The following is a 22,193-nucleotide window of genomic DNA, read 5'->3' on the forward strand; positions in this document are numbered from 1 at the left end:
CTCAAGCCCCGATCAGTAAATCCCCAGCATGCCCTCGATGCTGCGCACCATCGATACCAGCCTTGGCCCGATATCGTTTTTAAGTTGCCCCTCATTCAACATAAAGGCCGAAACCCCGCAGTTGAATACCAGGATTTCGCCATCCGGCATGGGCCGCATCGGCACCGCAACCGCATGGATCTCACGCCGTAGATCACCATAGGACACGCAAAATCCGCGCTGGTTATATTCCTGCACACTCTCTTCGATGCGGGTCTGGAACATCTTCCAGTCGTCAGGGGTTTTGACTTTGATTTCGTTGAGCAATGCCGTGCGCTCTTCCCGTGAAGAGGCAGCAATCAATGCCCGCCCCATGGCCGTGCGCACAATCGGATAGCTCAAGCCAACATCCGGTGGATGGCTCATGGGCGCCGCACTGCGGCTGCTCTCCAGATACACCACACTGAGCCGGTCACGCATGCCAAGGGAAACCGAACCGCGAATATGATCGGCCATCTCTTTCATGAAAGGCCGGGCGATTTGCCGGATGTTGAGGCTGGCGAGCAACGGATAGCCCAGGGATAAAACAGCCGAACCCAACTGGTATTTATTGTTCAGCCGATTGATCCGCAAATAGCCTAGGCGCACCAGGGTGTAGGTGAAACGCGAGATTGTCGCTTTCGCCATACCGGTGCGTGACGCCAGTTCGGCATTGCCCAGTTGCGTGTCCCGCGGGGTAAAGCAATGCAGGATCTCCAGGCCGCGGGCCAGGGTCGCGGCAAATTGCCGGTCATCCGCGAACTCATCCGCCACGTTGGTGTATGGCGCGTGCCGCCATCGTCCTCTGCTCAATGGCACCCCGGTGACAGCCCCCGGGGTGCTGGCGGTTGCCACGGTGACAGGAGTTTCGTTGCTGGCCTGTATGGTCGGGGTGACTTCAATGCTGGCGGGTTACCCACCGTAGGAGCGAGCTGGCCTCGCGATAGAGCAATGTCAGCGCCGGATGCATTGACTGACTCACCGCCATCGCTGGCAAGCCAGCTCCCACAGGGTGGTAGCGGTTGCATCCCACCCACCCCACCGTAGGAGCGAGCTTGCCTCGCGATAGAGCAATGTCAGCGCCGGATGCATTGACTGACTCACCGCCATCGCTGGCAAGCCAGCTCCCACAGGGTGGTAGCGGTTGTCCTGAATATCCCGCCGCTCCTCCGTAGGAGCGAGCTTGCTCGCGAGCTGTTGATGTTTAAAAAGCTATCTGTCCGGCCTTCAACCATCCTGGGCGTTCATTGGGCCCGGGGACACGGGCTTGTGCTACGTGGCATGCTAGCTGCAAGGATCCGCCTGCGTTTTAAACCTCAATCAAAGGATTACCCATGCGTTATCGCCAACTGGGCAGAAGTGACATCAAGGTCAGCGTCATCGGGCTTGGGACCATGACCTGGGGCCATCAAAACAGCGAAAGCGATGCCCACCAACAGATAGAGCTGGCGCTGGCTGAAGGCGTCAATCTGATCGACACCGCCGAGATGTATCCCACCCCGACCCATGCCGATACCTGGCGCACCACTGAACGCTACATCGGCAGCTGGCTGGCCCGCAGCGGCCGTCGCGACGATGTGGTCCTGGCGAGTAAAATTGCCGGCCCGGCCCGTGAACCCGGCGGGCAGTTGCACATTCGTGACGGCCTGACCCGGCACGACAGGCGCAATATTGTCGAAGCGCTGGACGGTAGTCTCAAGCGTCTGAACACCGACTATCTGGACCTCTATCAACTGCACTGGCCGGACCGGGCGACCAATTTTTTCGGCCAGCGTGAATACCCCTATGCCGAAGACAACCAGAGCGTGGCCATTGAAGAAACCCTGTCGGTGCTGGCCGAGCAGGTCAAGGCCGGCAAGATCCGCCACATTGGCGTGTCCAATGAAACCCCCTGGGGTGTGGCCGAGTTCATCAAGCAGAGCGAGCGTCTGGGCTTGCCGCGTATTGTCAGCGTGCAAAACCCCTACAGCTTGCTCAGCCGCCTGTATGAGGGCGGGCTCTCGGAGTTCAGCCATCGCGAAGGCGTAGGGCTGCTGGCGTATTCGCCCCTGGCCTTCGGTTCGCTGACCGGCAAATACCTGGGCGGTGCGCGTCCCGAGGGCTCGCGCCTGGCAGCGGTGTACCGCACCTTCAACCGCTATGACGGCCCGGCGGTGGACCAGGCCGTCAATGGCTACCTTGAGATCGCCAGACAACACAACCTGAGCCCGGCGCAACTGGCCCTGGCTTACGTCATCAACAAACCTTTTGTGGCCAGTGCACTGACCGGCCAGACCAGCCTGGCCCAGTTGCGCGAAAACCTCGGCGCGCTGCACCTGACCCTCGATCCAGACATCCTGGCCCAGATCGAGGCCGTCCATCAGCGCACACCCAACCCGGCGCCTTAGAAGTACGGCACCTGCGATGGACAGCGCCGCAGGCCCCATGGATGAAGGGCCTGCGGCCCTTATCGCAGCCTCGTGCGTCGTCAGCGACTGCACAAGAGATATAGGCTTTTCCTGGCCGTTGCCGCAGGTGACGTCCGGCAACTGTTGGCCCACCAACAGTGACCGCACACAGTGTTGGTTTTTACCCCGCATCCCCCCGCGCATTACCCCTGTTTACTGGCCGAAAAACCCGGCATGCCTTGTGCAATAGCCCTGTTCCCGGACTTTAGGCAGTAAGCCCCATGCTCGAACGCTCACCCCATCTGCGATCTCAAGGCAGACGATCCAGGTCGCTGCTCAAATGCACACCCCTCATCGGTTTTGCTGCACTGTGCAGTCTGCTGGTCGGCTGCGGCCCGGATACCTCCACGGTCGCGCGCAGTGACAAGCCGGTCAGCGGCGGCACGCTGGTGTACGCCACTGACCGCGAACCCACTTGTCTGGACCCCCATGTCAGCGGGGACATGCCTCAGGTGTTTATCGGCCAGCAGTATCTCGACTCGCTGGTATCGATGGACGAGCAGGGGCAAATAGGTCCGTGGCTGGCCAAGGGCTGGGAGGTGTCGGCCGACGGCCTGGTGTACACCTTCCATCTGCGCAATGACGTGCACTTCACCGACGGCACGCCGTTCAACGCGGCAGCGGTCAAGGCCAACCTGGACCACATGGCCAATCCGAAAACCCAGTCCAGTACCGCCGGTGGTTATATCCGCCAGTACCGCAGCACCGAGGTGCTCGATGACTACACGGCAGTGGTGCATCTGGCCACACCTTATGCCGCGTTTCTGGAGGTGCTGGCCCAAGGCTTTCTGGGCATTGAATCGCCTACGGCATTGCTGCGCTCCCGTGACCAGAACTGTGAAAGCCCGGTGGGCAGCGGCCCGTTCAAGATCGTCAAATGGGACCGCCAGAGCCAGGTCGAACTGGTACGCAACCCGGATTACAACTGGGCGCCACCCACCGCCAGGCATCAGGGCCCGGCATGGCTGGAGCGCATTGTGTGGAAGTTCATCCAGGAGCCATCGGTGCGTTTTGCCTCGTTGCAGGCAGGCGAGGTCGACGTGATCGAGGCGCTGCCGCCCGAGTCCCACGAGGCGGCGCGGCGCAATCCGGACCTGACCATGCTGGTCGCCCTGCGTCCGGGCAACCCCACCAACGGCACGCTGAATATCACCCGCGCACCCTTCGATAACCTGAAGGTGCGTGAAGCCTTTGTGCGCAGCGCCGATGTCGAGGGCGCGCTGAAAAGCGTTTACTTCAATGAATTCCCCCGGGCCGGTGGCGCGCTGAGTTCGGCCACGCGCTTTTACAGTCCGGACTTCGAACATGCCCAGGATTACGATCAGGGCCGGGCCGCGCAGCTGCTGGATGAAAGTGGCTGGACCGGGCGCGACGCCGAGGGTTATCGCACCCGTGACGGCAAGCGCCTGCAGGTGCATGTGGTGATTGGCAACCGCACGCCACCCTCGGAACTGACGCTGTGGGAGCAGGTCCAGGCCACCACACGCAAGGCCGGGTTCGAGTTGCTGGTGGAGCAGATGAGCGATGTCCAGGCCACCCAGCGTCAGGCCGACTGGGACTACGACATCCGGGTGGGCTACTGGAACACCAACAGCGCAGACGTGCTGCGCATTGTGTTCGGCTCGGAGTTCGTGCAGCCGGCAGGCGTCGGTGGCTACCACCAGAACACCGCAGGGTTCTCCAGCCCGGAGTTTGACGCAATCAACCAGCAAGCCCTGGCCACCCAGGACCCCGAGCAGCGTCGAGCCCTGTACTACCAGACCCAGCAGATTGCTTCGCAGCAATACCTGCAACTGACCACCTACCCGCAAAGCTCGCGTCTGGGGATCTACAAGACCACCCAGGGCGTGCGCCTGGAGCCTTCGCTGGCGGTGACTTACCTGTATGACGCCTGGGTGAACAAATGAGAGGGGTAAACCAATGAGCGCAATCACATACTCCAATGCGCGGCACGAACGTCTGGCCCGGCTGGCCCGTCGCGCAACATGGCGTCTGGCAGGCGGGGTGCTGGTGCTGTGGGCCGTCGCGACCCTGACCTTCTTCGCCTTGCACCTGATGCCGGGTGATCCGGTGCTGGCCATTCTTGGCGGCGCCAGTGGCAACCCGACCGCAGAGACCATTGCTCAAGCCACCCGTGAGTTTGGTCTGGACAAGCCGTTGGCGGTTCAATATGCGCTGTACCTGGGGCGTCTGTTGCAAGGCGACCTGGGGATGTCCTACTCCCAGCACTTACCGGTCACGCAGGTGCTCGCCGAGCAATCCTGGGCGACCTTGCAGCTTACCTTCAGCGCCCTGGCGCTGGCCTGGCTGCTGGTCCTGGCGCTGACCGTGCTCACCGCCGGCCGTGGCCGCTGGGTGTCCAGCCTGGCCTCGCTGGCCGAAACCCTGGCCGCTGCCTTGCCGCACTTCTGGCTGGGTATTTTGCTGCTGGCGGTGTTCGCCTTCGGCCTGCGCTGGTTCCCCCCGGCCGGTAGCGATGGCTGGCGCACCCTGGTATTGCCGGCGGTGGCACTGGCCATTCCGCTGGCCGGTTTTATCGCCCAGGTCACCCGTGAATCCCTTGAACTGACACTGGAACAACCCTTTGTCCTGACTGCCCGCACCCGGGGTCTGAGCGACACCGCCGTGCGCTTCAAGCACGCCCTGCGCCATGCGGTGTTGCCCGGTATTTCATTGTCTGGCTGGGCCATCGGCGCGCTGATCAGCGGCGCGGTGGTGATTGAAGTGATCTTTTCGCGCAAGGGCCTGGGCCGCCAGTTGTATCAGGCAGTGCAGGCGCAGGACTTGCCGCTGACCATCGGCATCAGTCTGGCGGTGGCCGCCGTCTATGTGCTGGCCAACATTGTGATCGATCTGCTGTACCTGTGGATCGATCCCCGGCAACAGGGGAAAACAGCATGAGTGAACTGACTTTCGAAACCACGCTGCCCGCTGTCCGGGTTCAGCGCACAGCGTCCCGGCTGCGTCCCGGCCCCTTGCTGGCCGTAACCTTCCTGGCCTTTCTGATCATCGCGGCGCTGGCGCCGCAACTGTTTGCCCACAGCGATCCATTGGCGATTGTTCCCCACGATGCCTTTCACCCGCCGGGCTGGGCGCACTGGTTCGGCACCGATCAATCGGGGCGGGATATTTTCTCGCGGGTTATCTACGGCACCCGCCAGTCCTTGTTCATCGGCCTGGCCGCCACGGCACTGGCCATGGGCATTGCGATTGTCCTGGGTTTGCTGGGTGGCCTGGGCGGCGCCTATCTGGATCGCGGTGTCGGCTGGCTGCTGGAGATTCTGTTTGCCTTCCCCAGTCTGGTGCTGGCGCTGCTGTTCGTGGCGATCTTTGGCAGTGGCGTCGGTCCGTTGATCGTCGCCACCGGGCTGGGCGGGGCACCGGGCTATGCGCGCATGGTGCGCGGTCAAGTACTGGCGGTGCGTAACGCCGGCTACATCGAAGCCGCCGTGGCCCTGGGGCATCCGACACGGCGGATCATCCTGCGCCAGCTGTTGCCCAATGCCATGCGCCCACTGATCGTGACCCTGACCATGGGCGTCGGTCAGGCCATTGTCTGGGCCTCGGCCCTGAGCTTTCTGGGGCTGGGCGCGCCGCCGCCCGCGCCGGAGTGGGGGACCATGCTGTCGATGGGGCGTGACTTTGTTGCCAATGCCTGGTGGCTGACCTTCTTCCCCGGGCTGTTCATCGTACTGACCACGCTCTCGACCACGGTCGCGGGCCGCTATCTGCAACAACGTCTGGAGGGACGCCTGTCATGAGTGACAAACACTTGATCGTTGAAGGCCTGTCCATCGAATTCGACGGCCAGACCGTGGTGCACAACCTGTCGTTTACCCTGGCCCCGGGCAAGACCCTGGCCCTGGTCGGTGAGTCCGGTTCCGGCAAGAGCGTGACTGCCCGCAGCCTGATTGGCCTGGCGGGCGCCGGTGCGCGGGTGACTGCGCGCACTCTGAGTTATGGCGGGCAGGATCTGCTGGGGTTGTCCGAGCGCGGCTGGCGTCGACTGCGGGGCAAGGGCATCGGTTTCGTGCTGCAGGATGCGCTGGTGTCCCTTGACCCCTTGCGGCCAGTGGGCAAGGAAATCCTTGAAGTGCTCAAGGCCCACAACTGGGGCGATCGTCGCAGCCGCGCCGAGCGGGTGATCGAGTTGCTGGATAAAGTCGGAGTGCCGCAGCCCCGGTTGCGTGCCCGGCAACGTCCCGATCAACTGTCCGGTGGCCTGCGTCAGCGGGCGCTGATTGCCAGTGCGCTGGCGCTGAGTCCGGGGCTGGTAATCGCCGATGAACCGACCACCGCACTGGATGCCACGGTGCAGGCGCAGATCCTTGAAGTGCTGCAGGAAATCAAGGCCCGGGGCGACTCGTTGCTGATCATCAGCCATGACCTTGCGGTGGTGGCGCAGCTGGCGGATGAAGTGCTGGTGCTGCGCCACGGCGTAACGGTGGAGCAGGGGCCAATGCAGCAGGTGTTGCGCAACCCGCGCCACCCTTACACCCGCGCCTTGCTGGATGCGGTACCTGCCGAACATGCGCGGGGTACGCGCCTGTCGCCGGGGCAGCCGGCAGTGGGCGGGCAGCCCCGTCCGGCGGCTGACTCGCCGTTGCTGCTCAGGGCCAGCGGGCTGGGCAAGGCTTATGTCGGCCCCGATCATCAATCGCGGCAAGTGGTTGATGGCGTCAGTTTTGAACTGCGGGCCGGGCGTACTCTGGGCATCGTCGGCGAGTCCGGCTCGGGCAAGACCACTGTCGCACGCATGGTGCTGGGCCTGCTGGAACCGGATGCGGGACGGGTCGAGTTTCTCGGTCAGCCGTGGACGGCGGCGGGCAGCCAGCGGGTCACGGAAAAACAGCGGCGCCTGCATCGACGGGATATCAGCGTCATTTATCAGGACCCCCTCAGCTCGTTCGACCCGCGCTGGAGTGTTGCCCGGATCCTTGCCGACGCCCTGGATGTAGCAGGGTACGAGGCCGGGCAACAGGCTGTGCGCATCCGCCAGTTGCTGGAGCAGGTGCGCTTGCCGGCCGACCTGGCCACCCGCCGCCCGTTGCAATTGTCGGGTGGTCAGCGCCAGCGGGTGGCGATCGCCCGGGCCATTGCCAGCAACCCGAAAGTGATTATCTGCGATGAACCGGTATCGGCCCTGGACGTATCGGTACAGGCCCAGGTGCTCGACCTGCTGGCGGACCTGCAGGCCAGCCTGGGGCTGGCGTATCTGTTTATCTCCCACGACCTGGGGGTGATCCGCCATGTCAGCGACGAAGTGCTGGTGATGCGTCACGGCAAGGTCGTGGAAAGCGCCCCAGTCGAGGCGCTGTTTGACAACCCGCAGCATGAATACACCCGTCGCCTGCTGGGGGCCGTACCGCGTCTGCCCGGTGCCCAGGTGCAACTGGTGGTGCCGCCGCTGGAAGCAGAGAACAGCGCGTGGCTGTTTGATGAATCACAGCTTTGGAAAATCGCCATTTAAGCGTCATCAACCCAAGGAATTGCCATGAGTAAGCTGTTTGCTGTAACCGAACGTCCCGTTGCTACGGTGGCAGAACTCAATGCCCGTGCCGACCGCCTGTTGCCGGAGATCGGCCAGGGCGCGGCGTTGCGCGACCGCGACCGGCTGCTGCCGTTTGAGGCGGTGGCGCAGATTGCCAAAGCCGGCTTTTTTAGCGCCAGAATTCCGGTCCGCTATGGCGGCAGTGGCGGCTCGGTGAAAGAGGTCATCGGTTTATTGATCCGTATCGCGGCGGTGGACTCCAACGTTGCCCAGGCATTGCGTCCCGGCTTCGGTTTTGTCGAAGGGTTGCTGGCGTCCCGGGCGGATGATGCCGAAGGCGAGCGCGAACGCTGGTTCGAGCGCTACCTGCAGGGCGCGGTGATCGGCAATGCGGGCTGGGAAGTCGGTGGCGCCAACGGCTCGATCAGCGCCCGGATAGTGCGTGACGGCGAGCATTACCGGGCCACGGGCAACAAGTACTACAGCACCGGTTCGTTGTATGCCGACTGGGTCAGCGCGGTGGCGCTGGACGAAAACGATCAGCCGGTGTCGTTCATCTTGCCGCGTAACCGTCAGGGGCTTGAGCTGCTGGACGATTTTGACGCCATGGGCCAGCGCCTGACGGCCAGCGGTACTACCCGCCTGAACAACGTACAGGTGCTGGCGCAAGAGATTCGCACCCGGACCGTGGAGGAGGGCAAGCGCACCATCGTCACGCCATTTTTGCAATTGTTCCTGGCGGCCGTGCAGGCGGGTATTGCGCGCAATGCCTTGAATGATGCGGTGGCGTTTGCCAATGAGCATGCGCGGCCGATCAAGCACAGCAGCGCCAACCGTTCGGTGGACGACCCTTACGTGGAGCTGAGCGTGGGGGACATCTCGGCCCGGGCATTCACGGCCGAGGCGGTGGTGCTGCGTGCGGCTGAGGCCATAGACCGGGCGTGGGCAGGGGATCTTGATCCGCTGTTGGTAGACCGGGCGGCGGTGGACGTGGCGCAGGCGCAATATATTGCTGCGGAGTCTGCGCTCAAGGCGGCGGAGCTGGTATTCGACGTGGGCGGGGCCTCGACCACGGGGCGGGCGCACAACCTTGACCGGCACTGGCGCAATGCCCGCACTGTGGCCAACCACAACCCCCGGCAGTGGAAAGCCGCGGCGGTGGGGGCCTGGCAACTCAAAGGCACCCCACCCCCGACCTCCGGGTTGTTCTGATCAAGGTCTGTGGGCAGGGCCGTGGGCTGTTACGCCGACTGCGTCGTCGAGCGCAGGCTCAGCCTGCCCAGCCCCCTCCCAGTGCCGTCAACAATCCCACGCTGGCCTGCAACTGCCGGGTGCGCAGGGCTTGTACCGCGCGCTGGGCCTGCAACGCCGCGGTCTGCGCCGTGACTACATCCAGGTAACTCACGGCTCCGGCTTCATAACTGTTGGTGGCCAGCGCCCGGGTGTGCTCGGCGGCATTGGCCGCCGCCTGTTGGTCCAGACCTTGCTGCCTCAGGTCGCGCAACTGCGCCAGGTTGTCTTCGACCTCGCGCACCGCATGCAGCACCTGGCTGCGGTAGTGTGCCGAGGCTTCTTCGAATTCGGACCTGGCCTGGCGCTCCTCGGCATTCAGTCGCCCGCCATCAAAAATCGGCAGGTTGACCAGCGGCCCCAAGGCCCAGAAACGATTGCTCGCGGCCAGTAAATTACCGCTGCCCTGGGTTTGCCCACCCAGTAGTCCAGTCAGGCTGAAGTCAGGGTACCAGGCGGCTTTGGCCACGCCGATTTGCGCATTGGCGGCAAACATCCGCCGTTCCGCCGCGGCGATATCGGGCCGGCGCTGCAACAGGGTGCTGGGCAAGACGCCAGGTTGCGCCGGCAGGCTCAGGGTCTGCTTGCCGGCCGGCAATTCAAAGTTGCTGGCCGGTTCGCCCAGCAGTTCGCCAATGGCGTGTTCGGTGAGGTTGCGCTGGCCGCGCACATCGTCCAGTTGGGCCTCGGCTTCGGCCAGCTGGCTCTGGGCGCGGGTCAGGTCAAGCTCGGATGAAATCTGCCCCTGATAGCGGGCGCGGGTCAGTTGCAGGGCCTGGCTGTAATCATCCAGCGAACTGGAGAGAATGCGCTGCTGCGCATCCAGCCCGTCAAGCTGCACATACAGGCTGGCAAGCTGGCGCTGCAAGCTCAGGCGAGCCACGGCCAGGTCATCTGCCGAGGCCTGAGCCCGGGCATCGCCCGCCGCCACCTGGTTGCGGATTTTACCCCACAGGTCGAGATCGAAATTCAGCGCAAAGCCTGCGGTATTGCTGTTGTATACCGCTGGCTGGTCGGAACCGCGCAGAGGCCGACTGTCCGACTGGCGCTGGCGCAGCGGTTGCCCGCTGGCGGTTATTTGCGGCAATAGCCCGGCATGCAGCTGGCTGGCATAGGCCTGGGCACCCTGGTAATGGGCCAGGGCTGCCGCCAGGTCCGGGTTGGTCTTGAGCAGGCGCTGCTGCAGTGCATTCAGGCGCTCGTCGTGATACAGCCGCCACCACTGGGGTGACAGTTGATCGGCCGGTTGCGCGCAGTGCCACGGGTTGTCGCTGCTCTGTTCGCGATAGTGCTGTGGCAGGTTCAGTTGCGGCGGCCTGTAGGCCGGTGCCAGCGAGCAGCCCTGCAACGCCAGGGCCAGCAACAGAGCGCCGCGTTTAAGCTTTGGCTGCATGGGTGGCTCCTGCATCGGCAAGTTTCACCGGGTCACCTTCGCGCAGGGCGTCGGGCGGGTTGTCGATCACGGTGTCGGCAGGTTTGAGCCCTTGATCAATCACCAGCCGGTCACCCAGATCCAGGCCGATATGGATGTTTTGCATATGCACATGCCGGGCGCTGTCGAGCACCGCCACCTGGGTGCCCTGGGCACGGAAGATCAAGGCACTGGCCGGAATGCTGACGCCATGGGTGTCGGGCGGGATCGCCAGGGTTGCCTCGGCGTAATCCCCGGGCATCAGCACATCGCCGGGGTTTGGCGCGACAAACTGTGCCATCAGGGTGCCCGAGCGCTGATCAATGGCGGCCGAATTGCCGATCAGTTTCGCGCTGAAAGTCTGCCCCGGATGCTCCGGCACGCTGAGCTGCACCGGCATGCCCGGACGAATCACGCTGGCGTAGTTCTGTGGCACCGGCACGTACAGGCGCAGCTGATGGGTATCGGCGATGTCGAACAGCTCGGTGTCGCTGTCGGTATCGGCCTTGATCAGTTGGCCGATGTCGGTATGGCGCGCGGTGATGGTCCCGGCAAAGGGCGCGCGAATGGTCTTGTAGGCTTCCAGGCTGGACAGGCGCGCGTAGTCGGCTTCGGCGGCCTGGGCACTGGCCCTGGCGGCGGCAGCGTTGGAGGTTTTCTCGTCCGCCTCCTGGCGTGAGACCGAGTGGCTGGCCAGCAGGTTTTGCCAGCGCGACGCGGTGGTGGCAGCCAGTCTGGCATTGGCCTGCTCTTGCAGCATGTGGGCCCGGGTCTGCGCCAGTTGCTGATCCAGGTCGGGGCTATCAATGACCGCCAGCACCTGTCCGGCGGTGACCTTGCTGCCAATATCGGTGTGCCAGCTTTTCAGGTAGCCGCTGACCCGGGCATGGATCGAGGCCTTGCTCCAGGCTTCCAGATGCGCGGGCAAACGCAGGGTGTCGCCATGGGCGTTCTGCAGCGGCTGGAACACGCTGACCACTGGCAGGGCGGCGACTTCGGTCCAGTTGGCAACCTCATGCTCGTGGCGGCTGCGGGCCGCCAGACCATTGGCCACCAGCAACGCGGCCAGGGTCAGGCCACCGATACCCAGGTACATCAAGCGCTTGGGCGAAGGTTTTGGATCAGACGACATGGGTGGTTTCTCCAGCTGCAGAGCGATTTTTTTCACGACCGTGCACCAGGCTGAACACCACGGGCACGAACAACAAAGTGGCAACAGTGGCCAGCATCAGCCCGCCAATCACAGCGCGGCCCAGCGGGGCGTTCTGTTCTTCGGAGAGGGCCAGCGGCAGCATGCCGATCATCATTGCCAGGGCAGTCATGCACACCGGTCGGAACCGGGTGTAGCCCGCTTCGAGCGCAGCCTTGAGGGCGTCGCCATGTTCCGCCAGGCGCTCGCGGCAGAAACTCACCACCAGAATCGAGTTGGCAGTGGCCACCCCCATGCACAGGATGGCCCCGGTCAGGGCCGGCACCGATAAGGAGGTGCCACTGAGGAACAGCATCCAGACGATCCCGGCCAGGGCGGCGGGCAGAGCGGTGATGATCACGAACGGGTCCAGCCACGACTGGAAGTTGACCACGATCAGCAGGTAGATCAGCACCACCGCCCCCAGCAGGCCCAGGCTCAAACCGCTGAAGGCTTCATGCAGCGCGTCGATCTGGCCGTGCAGGGTGATGGTGGCGCCTTTGGGCCGCAGGTCCGAGGCGCCATCAATCACTTTTTGCACATCGGCGGCCACCGAGCCCAAATCGCGGCCCTGAATGTTGGCGTACAGATCCAGGGTTGGCTCGATGTTGTAATGGGTGACCACCGCCGGGCTCTCGCCCCGGGTGATGGTCGCCAGCCCGCCAAGGATTTGTGACTGGCCGCTGCTGCCGGTGACCGGCAAGGCTTCCAGCGAGGGCAGGCTGTCCAGCCGGTATTGCGGGGTCGCGGCCACTACCCCGTAAGACACGCCGTTCTGCGGGTTGAGCCAGAAAGTCGGTGCCACCTGGGAACTGCCCGCCAGTGAGGCCACCATGCTGTTGGTAACGTCACGTTCGGTGATCCCCAGGCCATTGGCCCGTAGCCGGTCGACCTTGACTTGCAGGGACGGGTAGCCGACCGATTGCTGAATCCGCAGATCGGCTATCCCCGGCACATGTTGCAGGCGCCGTTGCAGCTCCAGGGCATAGGTGCGATTGGCGGCGTCGTCGCGGCCGGAGATTTTCACGTCCAGCGCAGCCGGAGCACCGAAGTTGAGGATCTGGGTGCTGATATCGGCCGGCATAAAGGCAAACTGGCTGCCGGGGAAACTCTCGGGCAGGGCTTCACGCAAGCGTTTCACATAGTCGGCGGTCGGGCTGTGGTCGGCTTTGAGGGTGACTTGAATATCGCCATCCTGGGGGCCGATGGTGCCGCTGCTGCTGTAGGCCATGTCGATGCCGCTCAACGGAATCCCGATGTTGTCGATGATGGTGTCCAGCTGGTCGGCGGGGATGATTTCACGAATGCGCGATTCGATCCGGTCGAAGGCCGCCGCGCTTTCTTCAATGCGCGTACCCAGCGGCAGGCGCACATGCAGGGCCAGTGCCCCGGCATCGGTGGCCGGGAAGAAGTCCTGGCCCAGACTCGGCAGCAACACGAATGACGCCAGCACACAGGCCATGAAACCGGACAAAAAGCCTTTGCGATGGGCCAAAGCCAATTCCAGCACGCCGTAGTACCCATCGCGCACGGCCGAGAAGCGCCGTTCGAACCCTTGCTGAAAACTCAGCAGCGCCCGCACCGCTGCGCAATGTTGTGGGGTGTGTCGGTCGCCCTCGTGATGGTTGATGTAGCCATCTTCGGGGTGATGGCCCGGGCCTTGCTCCGCAACATGGGGTTTGAGCAGGAACATCGCCAGGGTTGGCACCAGGGTGCGCGACAGAATGAAGGACGAGCCCATGGCGAAAATCACCGACAGCGCCATCGGCCGGAACAGGTAGCCGGCAATTCCCTGCAACATGAACATCGGCACAAACACGATGCAGATACACAGCAGCGAAACAAATGCCGGGCCGACGATCTGCCTGGCGCCATCGAGAATCGCATCACGTACCGACTTGCCTTGTTCAAGGTGCCAGTTGATGTTCTCGATGGTCACCGTGGCATCGTCCACCAGAATCCCCACCGCCAACGCCAGCCCCCCGAGGGTCATGACGTTCAGGGTTTGCCCGCTGAGGGCCAGCAGGGCAATGGCCGAGAGCACCGCCAGCGGGATCGACACGGCAATGATCAGGGTCGAGCGCCAGCTGCCGAGGAACAGCAGAATCATCGCACTGGTGAGCAGGGCGGCGATGATCCCTTCCTGGGCCACACTGCCCACCGACTGTTTGACGAATACCGAAGCATCGCCCAGCAGGGATGTCTTGAGTGAAGGTGGCAAGGTTTCGTTGATTCGCGGCAGCATCGAGCGGATGCCGTCGACAATCGACAGGGTCGAGATATTGCCGTTCTTCAAGGCCGGCATCAGTACTGCCCGTTGCCCGTCCACCCGCACGATGTTGGTTTGTGGCGGCGAACCGTCACGCACGTGGGCCACCTGGCCGATGGTAATCAGGGCGCCATTGACGGTCTTGATCGGCAAGTCATTGAGTTCGTCGATGGCTTTGGGGCTGTTGTTCAGCAACACCGTGTATTCATAGGTGCCGAGCTTGGCGGTGCCCACCGGGATGATCTGGTTCTGCGCCGCCAGTGCGTTGCCCACGTCCTGGGCCGACAAGCCCTTGGCTGCCAGAGCCTGGGGGTCGAGGTCGAGGGTGATCTGCCGCTGTTTACCGCCCATGGGGGTCGGCATGGCCAGACCGGGCAGTGAGCTCAGGGGCAGGCGGATGTTGTTCTGCACCAGATCGCGGATTTTGGCTTCCGAGAGCGTGGAGCTGGAAAACGCCAATTGCAGGATCGGTACCGTGGAGGCGCTGTAGTTCAGAATCAGCGGCGGGGTGATCCCCGGCGGCATCTGTTTGAGTACGGTTTGAGATACCGCGGTCACCTGGGCATTGGCGGTGCGGATATCGACGCCGGGCTGGAAGAAAATCTTCACGATGCCCATGCCGGGCAAAGACTGCGACTCGATGTGTTCGATGTCGTTGACCGTGGTACTGAGCGAGCGCTCGTAGGTGTAAATCACCCGGCCGGCCATATCTGCCGGAGCCAGGCCGGTGTATTGCCAGACGACGGCGACCACCGGAATACCAATGTCGGGAAATACATCAGTGGGCGTGCGCAGAGCTGCCAGCGGCCCGATGATGCAGATGAAAATCGCCAGCACGATAAACGTGTAGGGCTTGTGCAGTGCGGTCTTTACCAGCCCGAGCATGCCTGAACCTCCGAGGAGTGGAATTGCAAACCTCGGCAGTCTTACCGCCGGATCTTAACGATCCGCTTTCAGCCAGGTGAAGGATCCTTTATGAAAGAGCTGAAAATCCCTTCACTTTCATTCATTTGGCGCAACACACGCTGAGTCGCAAGCTTGAGGCCTGTTCGACGGGTCAGTCTGTCGTCCCTTTTTCAACTTTGTGCGAGGCGTACTTGCGATGACTCTTAAACCGCTGTTGCTGGTTCCGTCCCTGGGCCTGGTGTTGTTGCTGTCGGCCTGTGCCGGACCGATGCCCAAACAAGACCCGGGTGAAGCCTGGATCGGTCTTAAGGAAGAGGGCAACAGTGACCTGATGGCCGAGCGGGTAGACGGCAAGAACATCAATGATGGTCGCTATTTTGAAGTCACCCCTGGAGCTCACCGGCTGGACGTGACCTTGTTTGAGGGGGCCACCGGTGATGAAAACCAGGTCGATTGCCAGGGCAAGGTCAATTACCGGCAATTCAAGGCCGGAGAGCGTTACCAACTGATCGAGTCGAGCCTGGGGCCTGAAGTCAGCGCGACGCTGGTGGACTCCCACGGCAAGGAAGTGGCGCACACCGCGGACTTCACCTGCATGCCGGGCTGAGATCCCCGGACCCACAGCCTCTGCAGGAGCGAGCCGTTGCGAATTGCGCCGAAAAGCTCGCGAGGCAAGCTCGCTCCTACAGAGGGGGGAGGCGTACTGCGGGATACGATTTCACTGACACCCCGCAACACCTGTAGGAGCGAGCTTGTCTCGCGAGCTGTTGCGATTTTCGCCGAAAAGCTCGCTCCTACAGAGGGAGAAGGTGTACCGCGGGTTACGATTTCACTGACACCCCGCACACCTGTAGGAGCGAGCTTGTCTCGCGAGATGTTGCGATTTTCGCCGAAAAGCTCGCTCCTACAGAGGGAGAAGGTGTACTGCGGGTTACGATTTCACCGACACCCCGCAACACCTGTAGGAGCGAGCTTGCCTCGCGAGCCGTTGCGAGTCGCGCCGAAAAGCCCTTGTACTGCGGGATACGATTTCACTGACACCCCGCACACCTGTAGGAGCGAGCTTGTCTCGCGAGATGTTGCGATTTTCGCCGAAAAGCTCGCGAGCAAGCTCGCTCCTACAGGTGTTTCGGGGGCTTTAGAATGAGCGGACGATCTTGCCCAGGGTCTCCATGGCCTTTTCACTGGCTTCGTTCCACGGGCTGCCGTAGTTCAGGCGGATGCAGTTGCGAAAGCGCTGGGTGGCCGAAAAAATGGGCCCCGGGGCAATGCTGATGCCTTGGGCCAAGGCCATCTGGAACAACTTGAGAGAGTCCATTTGCTCGGGCAGTTCCAGCCACAGAAAATATCCGCCCGACGGCTGGCTGACCCGGGTTTGCGCCGGGAAGTAGCGGGCTATCGCCGCCAGCATCGCGCTCTGTTGTTCTTCCAGGGCATAGCGCAGTTTGCGCAGGTGGCGATCGTAGCCGCCATGTTGCAGGTAGTCGGCAATCGCGGCCTGGGCCGGCATCGAGGCGCACAGCGAGGTCATCAGTTTGAGACGCTCTATTTTCTGCGCATATCGACCCGCCGCCACCCAGCCGATGCGATAGCCCGGGGCCAGGCTTTTGGCAAATGAGCCGCAATGCATCACCAACCCTTCGCTATCAAAGGCCTTGGCCGGTTTGGGCGCGTGCTGGCCGTAATACAGCTCGGCGTACACGTCATCTTCAATCAACGGCACCTGGTGGCCGCGCAACAGTTCCACCAGCGCCTGTTTTTTTGCCTCGGGCATGGTCGCGCCAATCGGGTTCTGAAAACTGGTCATGCACCACACCGCCTTGATCGGATGGCGCTCCAGGGTTTGCGCCAGCACCCCCAGGTCGATGCCGTCACGGGGATGCACCGGGATTTCCACGGCTTTGAGTTTGAGCCGCTCCAGCACTTGCAGGCAGGCATAGAACGCCGGCGCTTCGATGGCCACCAGGTCGCCGGGCTCGGTGACGGCCTGCAGGCACAGGTTCAAGGCTTCCAGGGCACCATTGGTGATCAGCAGCTCTTCCATGGGCAGCATCAGCCCCCCGACCATATACCTCAGGGCAATCTGGCGCCGCAGTTGCGGGTTGCCCGGGGACATGTCGGTGACCACCATGCGCGGGTCCATTTCACGGCTGGCGGTGGCCATGGAGCGGGCCAGCCGCTGTAGCGGGAATAAGGTCGGGCTGGGGAACGCCGAACCGAAGGGCACGGTGTGCGGGTCTTTCATCGAGTCCAGCACCGAGAACACCAGAGCACTGACATCCACTTCGGTGGACTCGGTTACATGGCTGCTGAATACCGGCTCGGAAAACGGACTCGGCGCATGCACATTGACGAAGTAGCCGGAACGCGGCTTGGCCCGGATCAGGCCACGGCGTTCCAGCAGGTAATAGGCTTGAAACACGGTGGAGGGGCTAACCCCGTAGGTCTGGCTGGCATAACGTACCGAGGGCACGCGCTGGCCGGGGCCGAGCACCCCGCTGCGAATCAGTTCAGCAATATCGTCGGCGAATTTTTCGTAGCGTTTCATTAATAAGGCTCGGCTAATCCTGCAGGAGCGAGCGTGCTCGCGATGGCTCACTCCGGTCAGTCTGATTGACCGTGCTGATGCTATCGCGAGCACGCCCGCTGCCACAGGGATTTATCGTTTATCGATTCAACGGTGCCACAAAACGGCTCTTGGCCACACTGCGTACGCTCGGTTGATCTGTGTCGGTGACCACAAACCCGATGGTTTGCGAACTGCTTTTCGGGCGTTCGGCCAACAGCGCGACCGATACCGGTACATCGACAATTTCGCCGGGGGCCAGGGTCAGCTCGGTCTTGCCCTGCAGGCGGAAGTCCTGGTTGTCTTGCAGCGATACCCGGTAATGCTGCGGCTCCTGGGTCTTGTTGATGATTTTGAGGCTGTAGATGTTCTCGATCTGGCCCTGACTGTTTTCGCGAAACAGCCCCCGGTCCTTGATCACATCCAGTGACACCATTGAGCGCTGGTCAAGCGCCACCACCAGGGCCCCGATCATCAGCACCAGCACCGCTGCGTAGCCAATCAGGCGCGGGCGCAGCAAATGGGTGGTGCCGCCCTGTAACTGGTGTTCGGAGGTGTAGCGCACCAGCCCGCGGGCGTAGCCCATTTTGTCCATCACCGTATCGCAGGCGTCGATACAGGCCGCGCAGCCGATGCATTCCATCTGCAGGCCATCGCGAATGTCGATGCCGGTGGGGCAGACCTGCACGCACATCTGGCAGTCGATGCAATCGCCCAGACCTGCCTGCGCCGGTTCGACCCCGCGTTTGCGCGGGCCGCGGCTTTCGCCACGGTTCACGTCATAGGAAATGGCGAGGGTGTCCTTGTCGAACATCACGCTCTGGAACCGCGCGTAAGGGCACATGTGCATGCACACCGCCTCCCGCAGCCAGCCGGCATTGATATAGGTGGCGCCGGTGAAAAACAGCACCCAGAACAGACTGATGCCGGCCATTTCCAGGGTCAGTAGCTCAGTGGCCAGGGGCCGGATCGGGGTGAAATAACCGACAAAGGTCAGCGCCGTCATCACGCTGATTGCCATCCACAGCGCGTGCTTGGCAGTGCGGCGCAGGATCTTGTTCAGGCGCCAGGGTGCGGCCTGGAGTTTTATGCGCTGATTCCTGTCACCTTCGGTGATCTTCTCGCACCACATAAACAGCCAGGTCCAGGTACTTTGTGGGCAGGTGTAACCACACCACACCCGGCCAGCGAATACCGTGATCGCAAACAGGCCGAAGGCGGCAATGATCAGCAACGCCGACAACAGGATGAAATCCTGCGGCCAGAACGTCGCCCCGAAAATATGGAACTTGCTTTCGGACAGGTCCCAGAGGACGGCTTGTCGACCGTCCCAATTGAGCCAGACCGTGCCAAAGAACAGCAAAAACAGAAAGCCGGCACCGACTATGCGCAAGGTTCGGAACAGACCGGTGAAACTGCGGGTGTGGATCAGGTTGTCGCTGGAGCGGCTTTTGTTTTTTGCGGCCCTGGGTCGCGAAGCCTCGAATGTTTCAAGTATCTGGACGGGAATTTGTTCGCTCATGGTCTTTCGCTCATCAGCCTCCATCAGGCCTGAGCACTATCCCCTGCGAACTGTTTGCATAACAGACTCAGTTATTTGATTAAAAACCGGATCAGATGTGTTTTCAGGGTGACCTGCGACAACTTGCTGCACCCCGGTCGCGGCCACGTGCAGCAGGGGCCGGGCGCCTTTAACCCAGGCGCCGGCGGGTAATCCTGATCGGGGTCAATTAAATCACCGAATCACCCAGGATGAGCCCATGCTGGGGCTCATCAGTCCTGCAGCTTCAGATAATCGACTCACTGCCCCCGGCCCGCAGCAACTCGCGGCTGTCCTTGGCGCCCGCCGCAACCAGGGCTTCGGCTTCGTCCGAGGTAATGGCAATGCGCAGGCCGTTCATCAGCGCCATGCACATTCTCGAGGCGTGATCTGTGATGACTTCTACCCGCTCGGCCGGGGAGTGCTCCGAGCCTTCGGGTGATTCATACCAGCAGCTTTTGTCGGCATCGATTGTGATAGTCATCAGCATGGTCCTTTTATGGGGGTTAAAGGTTAGTGCGTGGAAAACCGGCCGGGTTCGATCGAATGGATTGGTGGTCATCGGCTGCGGGTTGCGCCCGCTGCGCCCCCGATCGCAACCGTCAGCGACCGGGCAGGTCAAACAGCGCTCAAGACGGGCATCAGATTCTCATCGGCGCATCTTCGCAGGGAGGATCGCCAATCGGGTCGGGGTCCTTGAGCGGCGGATCTTCTTCCGGAACCGGGTCGGCATCACCGGGCGGTAACACCGGGTCGTCAATATTGGGATCGGGGGTTTCTGCGGGAATGGGGATATTCATGGACATGGCCTCATTGCTGCATGGAAAGGATTACAGCCGGTCGACCTCATTGAAGGCCGCTCGGTTCCCCGGCCAATGACCAACGGAGTATCGGCAATTAGTCTGAACTTTTAATTCTTTCCCCCGCTCCCAACCAGGTGCCCGGTGATCGATGCCGGGAATGGCTTTGATACGACCACCCATAAACGTCTGCGGGCGTGAGGAGTGCTGCTCGATGACTGCTGATTTCCCGCAAGACCCTGATTCCACTGTGACGTTGCCCTTATCCCAGGCATTGCTGTTGCCGCGCATTGTTATTGAAGCCACGTCCCCGGTGCTCGAAAACGGTGAGTTCGCGGTCAAGGCGACTGCGGGGCAGCAGGTCGACGTGCTCAGTAAAGTGTTTGTTGACGGTCACGAGCAGCTGGCAGTCATGCTGCACTGGCGCCTGGCCAGTTCCGCGCACTGGTCGGCAACGCCTATGCATTTTTTAGGCAATGACAGCTGGAACGCACAGTTCCCGGTGCCCGAAGTGGGGCGCTATCTGTTTTGCATCGAGGCCTGGATTGATCGCTATGCCAGCTTTTGCCATGAGCTGGAGAAAAAGCATCAGGCAGGCATTGCCGTCAGTCTGGAGTTGCAGGAAGGGCGGATTCTGGTACAGCACGCCATCGAGCTCAGTCAGGGTGAACGGCGCGAACAGTTGCAGGCGTTGCTCGGGCAACTGTCTGGTCTGCTGGAGACCGAGCAGGTGGCGCTGTTCATGCACGAACACAGTGCGCAATTGATGGCCGAGGCACAAAACCACGCGTATTTGAGCCTGAGCCCCGAGTACCCGGTGGAGGTTGAACGGCCATTGGCGCAGTTCGCCAGCTGGTACGAGCTGTTCCCCCGTTCGGTCACTGACGATCCTGCCCGCCACGGCACTTTCAATGATGTACACCAGCGCCTGCCGATGATTCACGACATGGGCTTTGACGTGCTGTATTTCCCGCCGATCCATCCCATTGGCCGCCGACATCGCAAGGGCCCCAATAACGCGTTGCAGGCCGGGCCGGACGATCCGGGCAGCCCCTATGCCATCGGCAGCGAAGAGGGAGGGCATGACGCGATCCATCCGCAACTGGGCAGCCGTGACGACTTCCGGCGCCTGGTGGCCGCTGCCGCGGACCACGGTCTGGAAATCGCTCTGGATTTTGCCATTCAGTGTTCTCAGGACCACCCGTGGCTCAAGCAGCACCCCGGATGGTTTAACTGGCGCCCCGACGGCAGCATTCGCTACGCGGAAAACCCGCCGAAAAAGTATCAGGACATCGTCAATGTCGATTTCTATGCCCCGGATGCGATTCCCGGCCTGTGGCTGGAGTTGCGCGACATCGTGCTGGGCTGGGTGGACGAGGGGGTAAAAATCTTCCGCGTCGACAACCCGCACACCAAGCCTCTGCCGTTCTGGCAATGGCTGATCGCGGATGTACGTGCCCAGAACCCTGAGGTGATATTCCTCGCCGAGGCGTTCACCACCCCGGCCATGATGGCGCGCCTGGGCAAGGTCGGTTACACCCAGAGCTACACCTATTTCACCTGGCGCAACACCAAGGCCGAGCTGGCAGCCTATTTCACTGAGCTTAATCAAAGCCCGTTGCGTGAGTGCTTCCGGCCCAACTTCTTCGTTAATACCCCGGACATCAACCCCGGCTTCCTGCATGACTCGGGGCGCCCCGGCTTTTTGATCAGGGCCGCGTTGGCAACCATGGGCTCGGGCCTGTGGGGCATGTACAGCGGCTTCGAGCTTTGCGAGTCGGCGGCGGTGCCGGGCAAAGAGGAATATCTGGACTCGGAGAAGTATCAGATCCGCCCCCGTGATTTCAGTGCGCCGGGCAATATCGTGGCCGAAATTGCCCAGCTCAATCGCATCCGCCGCCAGAACCCGGCCTTGCACAGCCACCTGGGCCTGACCCTGTACAACGCCTGGAATGACAACATTTTGTACTTCGGCAAACGCAGCGCCGATGGCAGCAATTTTGTGCTGGTGGCTATCAGTCTCGATCCCCATAACGCCCAGGAAGCTCATTTCGAGTTGCCGTTGTGGGAAATGGGCCTGGCCGATGACGCCTGGACCTCGGGGGAAGATTTGATGAACGGCCATCGCTGGACCTGGTATGGCAAAACCCAATGGATGCGCATCGAGCCCTGGCATCAGCCGTTCGGCATCTGGCGGATCAAACCCCTTTAAGCCCCTCTTGCCGGGCGGCTTCACTGGCCCCGGGCAACCGAATCAGCAGGTATT

At 62.2% G+C, this 22,193-nt stretch carries 16 protein-coding genes; 8 read left to right on the forward strand and 8 right to left on the reverse strand.

All coding sequences use genetic code 11. The annotated features are described in order from the left end of the window. Positions 1-12 precede the first annotated feature (12 nt). On the reverse strand, positions 13-873 hold the full coding sequence (locus B195_RS09035) for an IclR family transcriptional regulator (RefSeq protein WP_238143955.1): 861 nt from the start codon (positions 871-873) through the stop codon (positions 13-15). Positions 874-1,352: 479 nt separating this feature from the next. Between B195_RS09035 and B195_RS09040 the strand changes: the two genes are divergently transcribed. From B195_RS09040 to B195_RS09065, 6 genes are all read left to right on the forward strand, one after another. Then, positions 1,353-2,405 carry an NADP(H)-dependent aldo-keto reductase gene (locus B195_RS09040; protein ID WP_003447519.1) on the forward strand — a complete coding sequence of 351 codons (1,053 nt, stop codon included), beginning with the start codon at positions 1,353-1,355 and terminating at the stop codon, positions 2,403-2,405. A gap of 281 nt (positions 2,406-2,686) precedes the next feature. Then, positions 2,687-4,372, forward strand: a complete 1,686-nt coding sequence (locus tag B195_RS09045; protein ID WP_003447521.1) for an ABC transporter substrate-binding protein — start codon at positions 2,687-2,689, stop codon at positions 4,370-4,372. A gap of 13 nt (positions 4,373-4,385) precedes the next feature. Beyond that, a complete protein-coding gene (locus tag B195_RS09050; RefSeq protein WP_003447522.1) occupies positions 4,386-5,366 on the forward strand; it encodes an ABC transporter permease in 981 nt (326 codons plus the stop codon). Further along, positions 5,363-6,226, forward strand: a complete 864-nt coding sequence (locus tag B195_RS09055; protein ID WP_003447523.1) for an ABC transporter permease — start codon at positions 5,363-5,365, stop codon at positions 6,224-6,226. The genes B195_RS09050 and B195_RS09055 overlap by 4 nt, the downstream gene beginning before the upstream one ends. Further along, positions 6,223-7,935 (forward strand): ABC transporter ATP-binding protein, encoded by a 1,713-nt coding sequence (locus B195_RS09060; RefSeq protein ID WP_003447525.1) that lies wholly within the window; start codon positions 6,223-6,225, stop codon positions 7,933-7,935. Before B195_RS09055 ends, B195_RS09060 begins: the two co-directional genes overlap by 4 nt. Positions 7,936-7,959: 24 nt before the next feature. After that, the gene (locus B195_RS09065) at positions 7,960-9,168 is read left to right on the forward strand and encodes an acyl-CoA dehydrogenase family protein (RefSeq protein ID WP_003447527.1); all 1,209 of its coding nucleotides are present in this window, start codon (positions 7,960-7,962) and stop codon (positions 9,166-9,168) included. Positions 9,169-9,226: 58 nt separating this feature from the next. On the opposite strand, the gene B195_RS09070 is transcribed toward B195_RS09065, so the two are convergent. Genes B195_RS09070 through B195_RS09080 form a run of 3 tightly spaced genes read right to left on the reverse strand, consistent with a single transcriptional unit; the run spans position 9,227 to position 15,000 of the window. Continuing rightward, complete coding sequence (locus tag B195_RS09070; protein ID WP_003447530.1) at positions 9,227-10,639, reverse strand: efflux transporter outer membrane subunit; 1,413 nt, start codon at positions 10,637-10,639, stop codon at positions 9,227-9,229. Beyond that, on the reverse strand, positions 10,623-11,789 hold the full coding sequence (locus tag B195_RS09075; protein ID WP_003447532.1) for an efflux RND transporter periplasmic adaptor subunit: 1,167 nt from the start codon (positions 11,787-11,789) through the stop codon (positions 10,623-10,625). Before B195_RS09075 ends, B195_RS09070 begins: the two co-directional genes overlap by 17 nt. Further along, entirely contained in the window at positions 11,779-15,000 is a 3,222-nt protein-coding gene (locus B195_RS09080; RefSeq protein ID WP_003447534.1) for an efflux RND transporter permease subunit, read from the reverse strand. Before B195_RS09080 ends, B195_RS09075 begins: the two co-directional genes overlap by 11 nt. A gap of 217 nt (positions 15,001-15,217) precedes the next feature. Between B195_RS09080 and B195_RS09085 the strand changes: the two genes are divergently transcribed. Further along, positions 15,218-15,628, forward strand: coding sequence for a hypothetical protein (locus tag B195_RS09085; RefSeq protein WP_003447536.1), 411 nt, complete (start codon positions 15,218-15,220; stop codon positions 15,626-15,628). 531 nt (positions 15,629-16,159) lie between these two features. Here B195_RS09085 and mapR read toward each other — a convergent pair. The 4 genes from mapR to B195_RS22985 form a co-directional block, all read right to left on the reverse strand. Then, complete coding sequence (gene mapR, locus B195_RS09090) at positions 16,160-17,569, reverse strand: GntR family transcriptional regulator MpaR (RefSeq protein WP_003447539.1); 1,410 nt, start codon at positions 17,567-17,569, stop codon at positions 16,160-16,162. 118 nt (positions 17,570-17,687) lie between these two features. Further along, positions 17,688-19,109 carry a cytochrome c oxidase accessory protein CcoG gene (gene ccoG, locus B195_RS09095; protein WP_003447541.1) on the reverse strand — a complete coding sequence of 474 codons (1,422 nt, stop codon included), beginning with the start codon at positions 19,107-19,109 and terminating at the stop codon, positions 17,688-17,690. Between the two features lie 265 nt (positions 19,110-19,374). Next, positions 19,375-19,611, reverse strand: a complete 237-nt coding sequence (locus tag B195_RS09100) for a DUF3203 family protein (RefSeq protein WP_003447543.1) — start codon at positions 19,609-19,611, stop codon at positions 19,375-19,377. 157 nt (positions 19,612-19,768) lie between these two features. Continuing rightward, positions 19,769-19,927: a hypothetical protein gene (locus tag B195_RS22985; protein WP_003447545.1), complete on the reverse strand. Its 159-nt coding sequence runs from the start codon at positions 19,925-19,927 to the stop codon at positions 19,769-19,771. A gap of 214 nt (positions 19,928-20,141) precedes the next feature. On the opposite strand from B195_RS22985, the gene B195_RS09105 reads away from it, so the two are divergent. Next, positions 20,142-22,139, forward strand: coding sequence for an alpha-1,4-glucan--maltose-1-phosphate maltosyltransferase (locus B195_RS09105; protein ID WP_003447547.1), 1,998 nt, complete (start codon positions 20,142-20,144; stop codon positions 22,137-22,139). Positions 22,140-22,193: the final 54 nt, after the last annotated feature.

The sequence above is a fragment of the Pseudomonas sp. Lz4W genome (assembly GCF_000346225.2).
GTDB classification, from domain to species: domain Bacteria; phylum Pseudomonadota; class Gammaproteobacteria; order Pseudomonadales; family Pseudomonadaceae; genus Aquipseudomonas; species Aquipseudomonas paraversuta.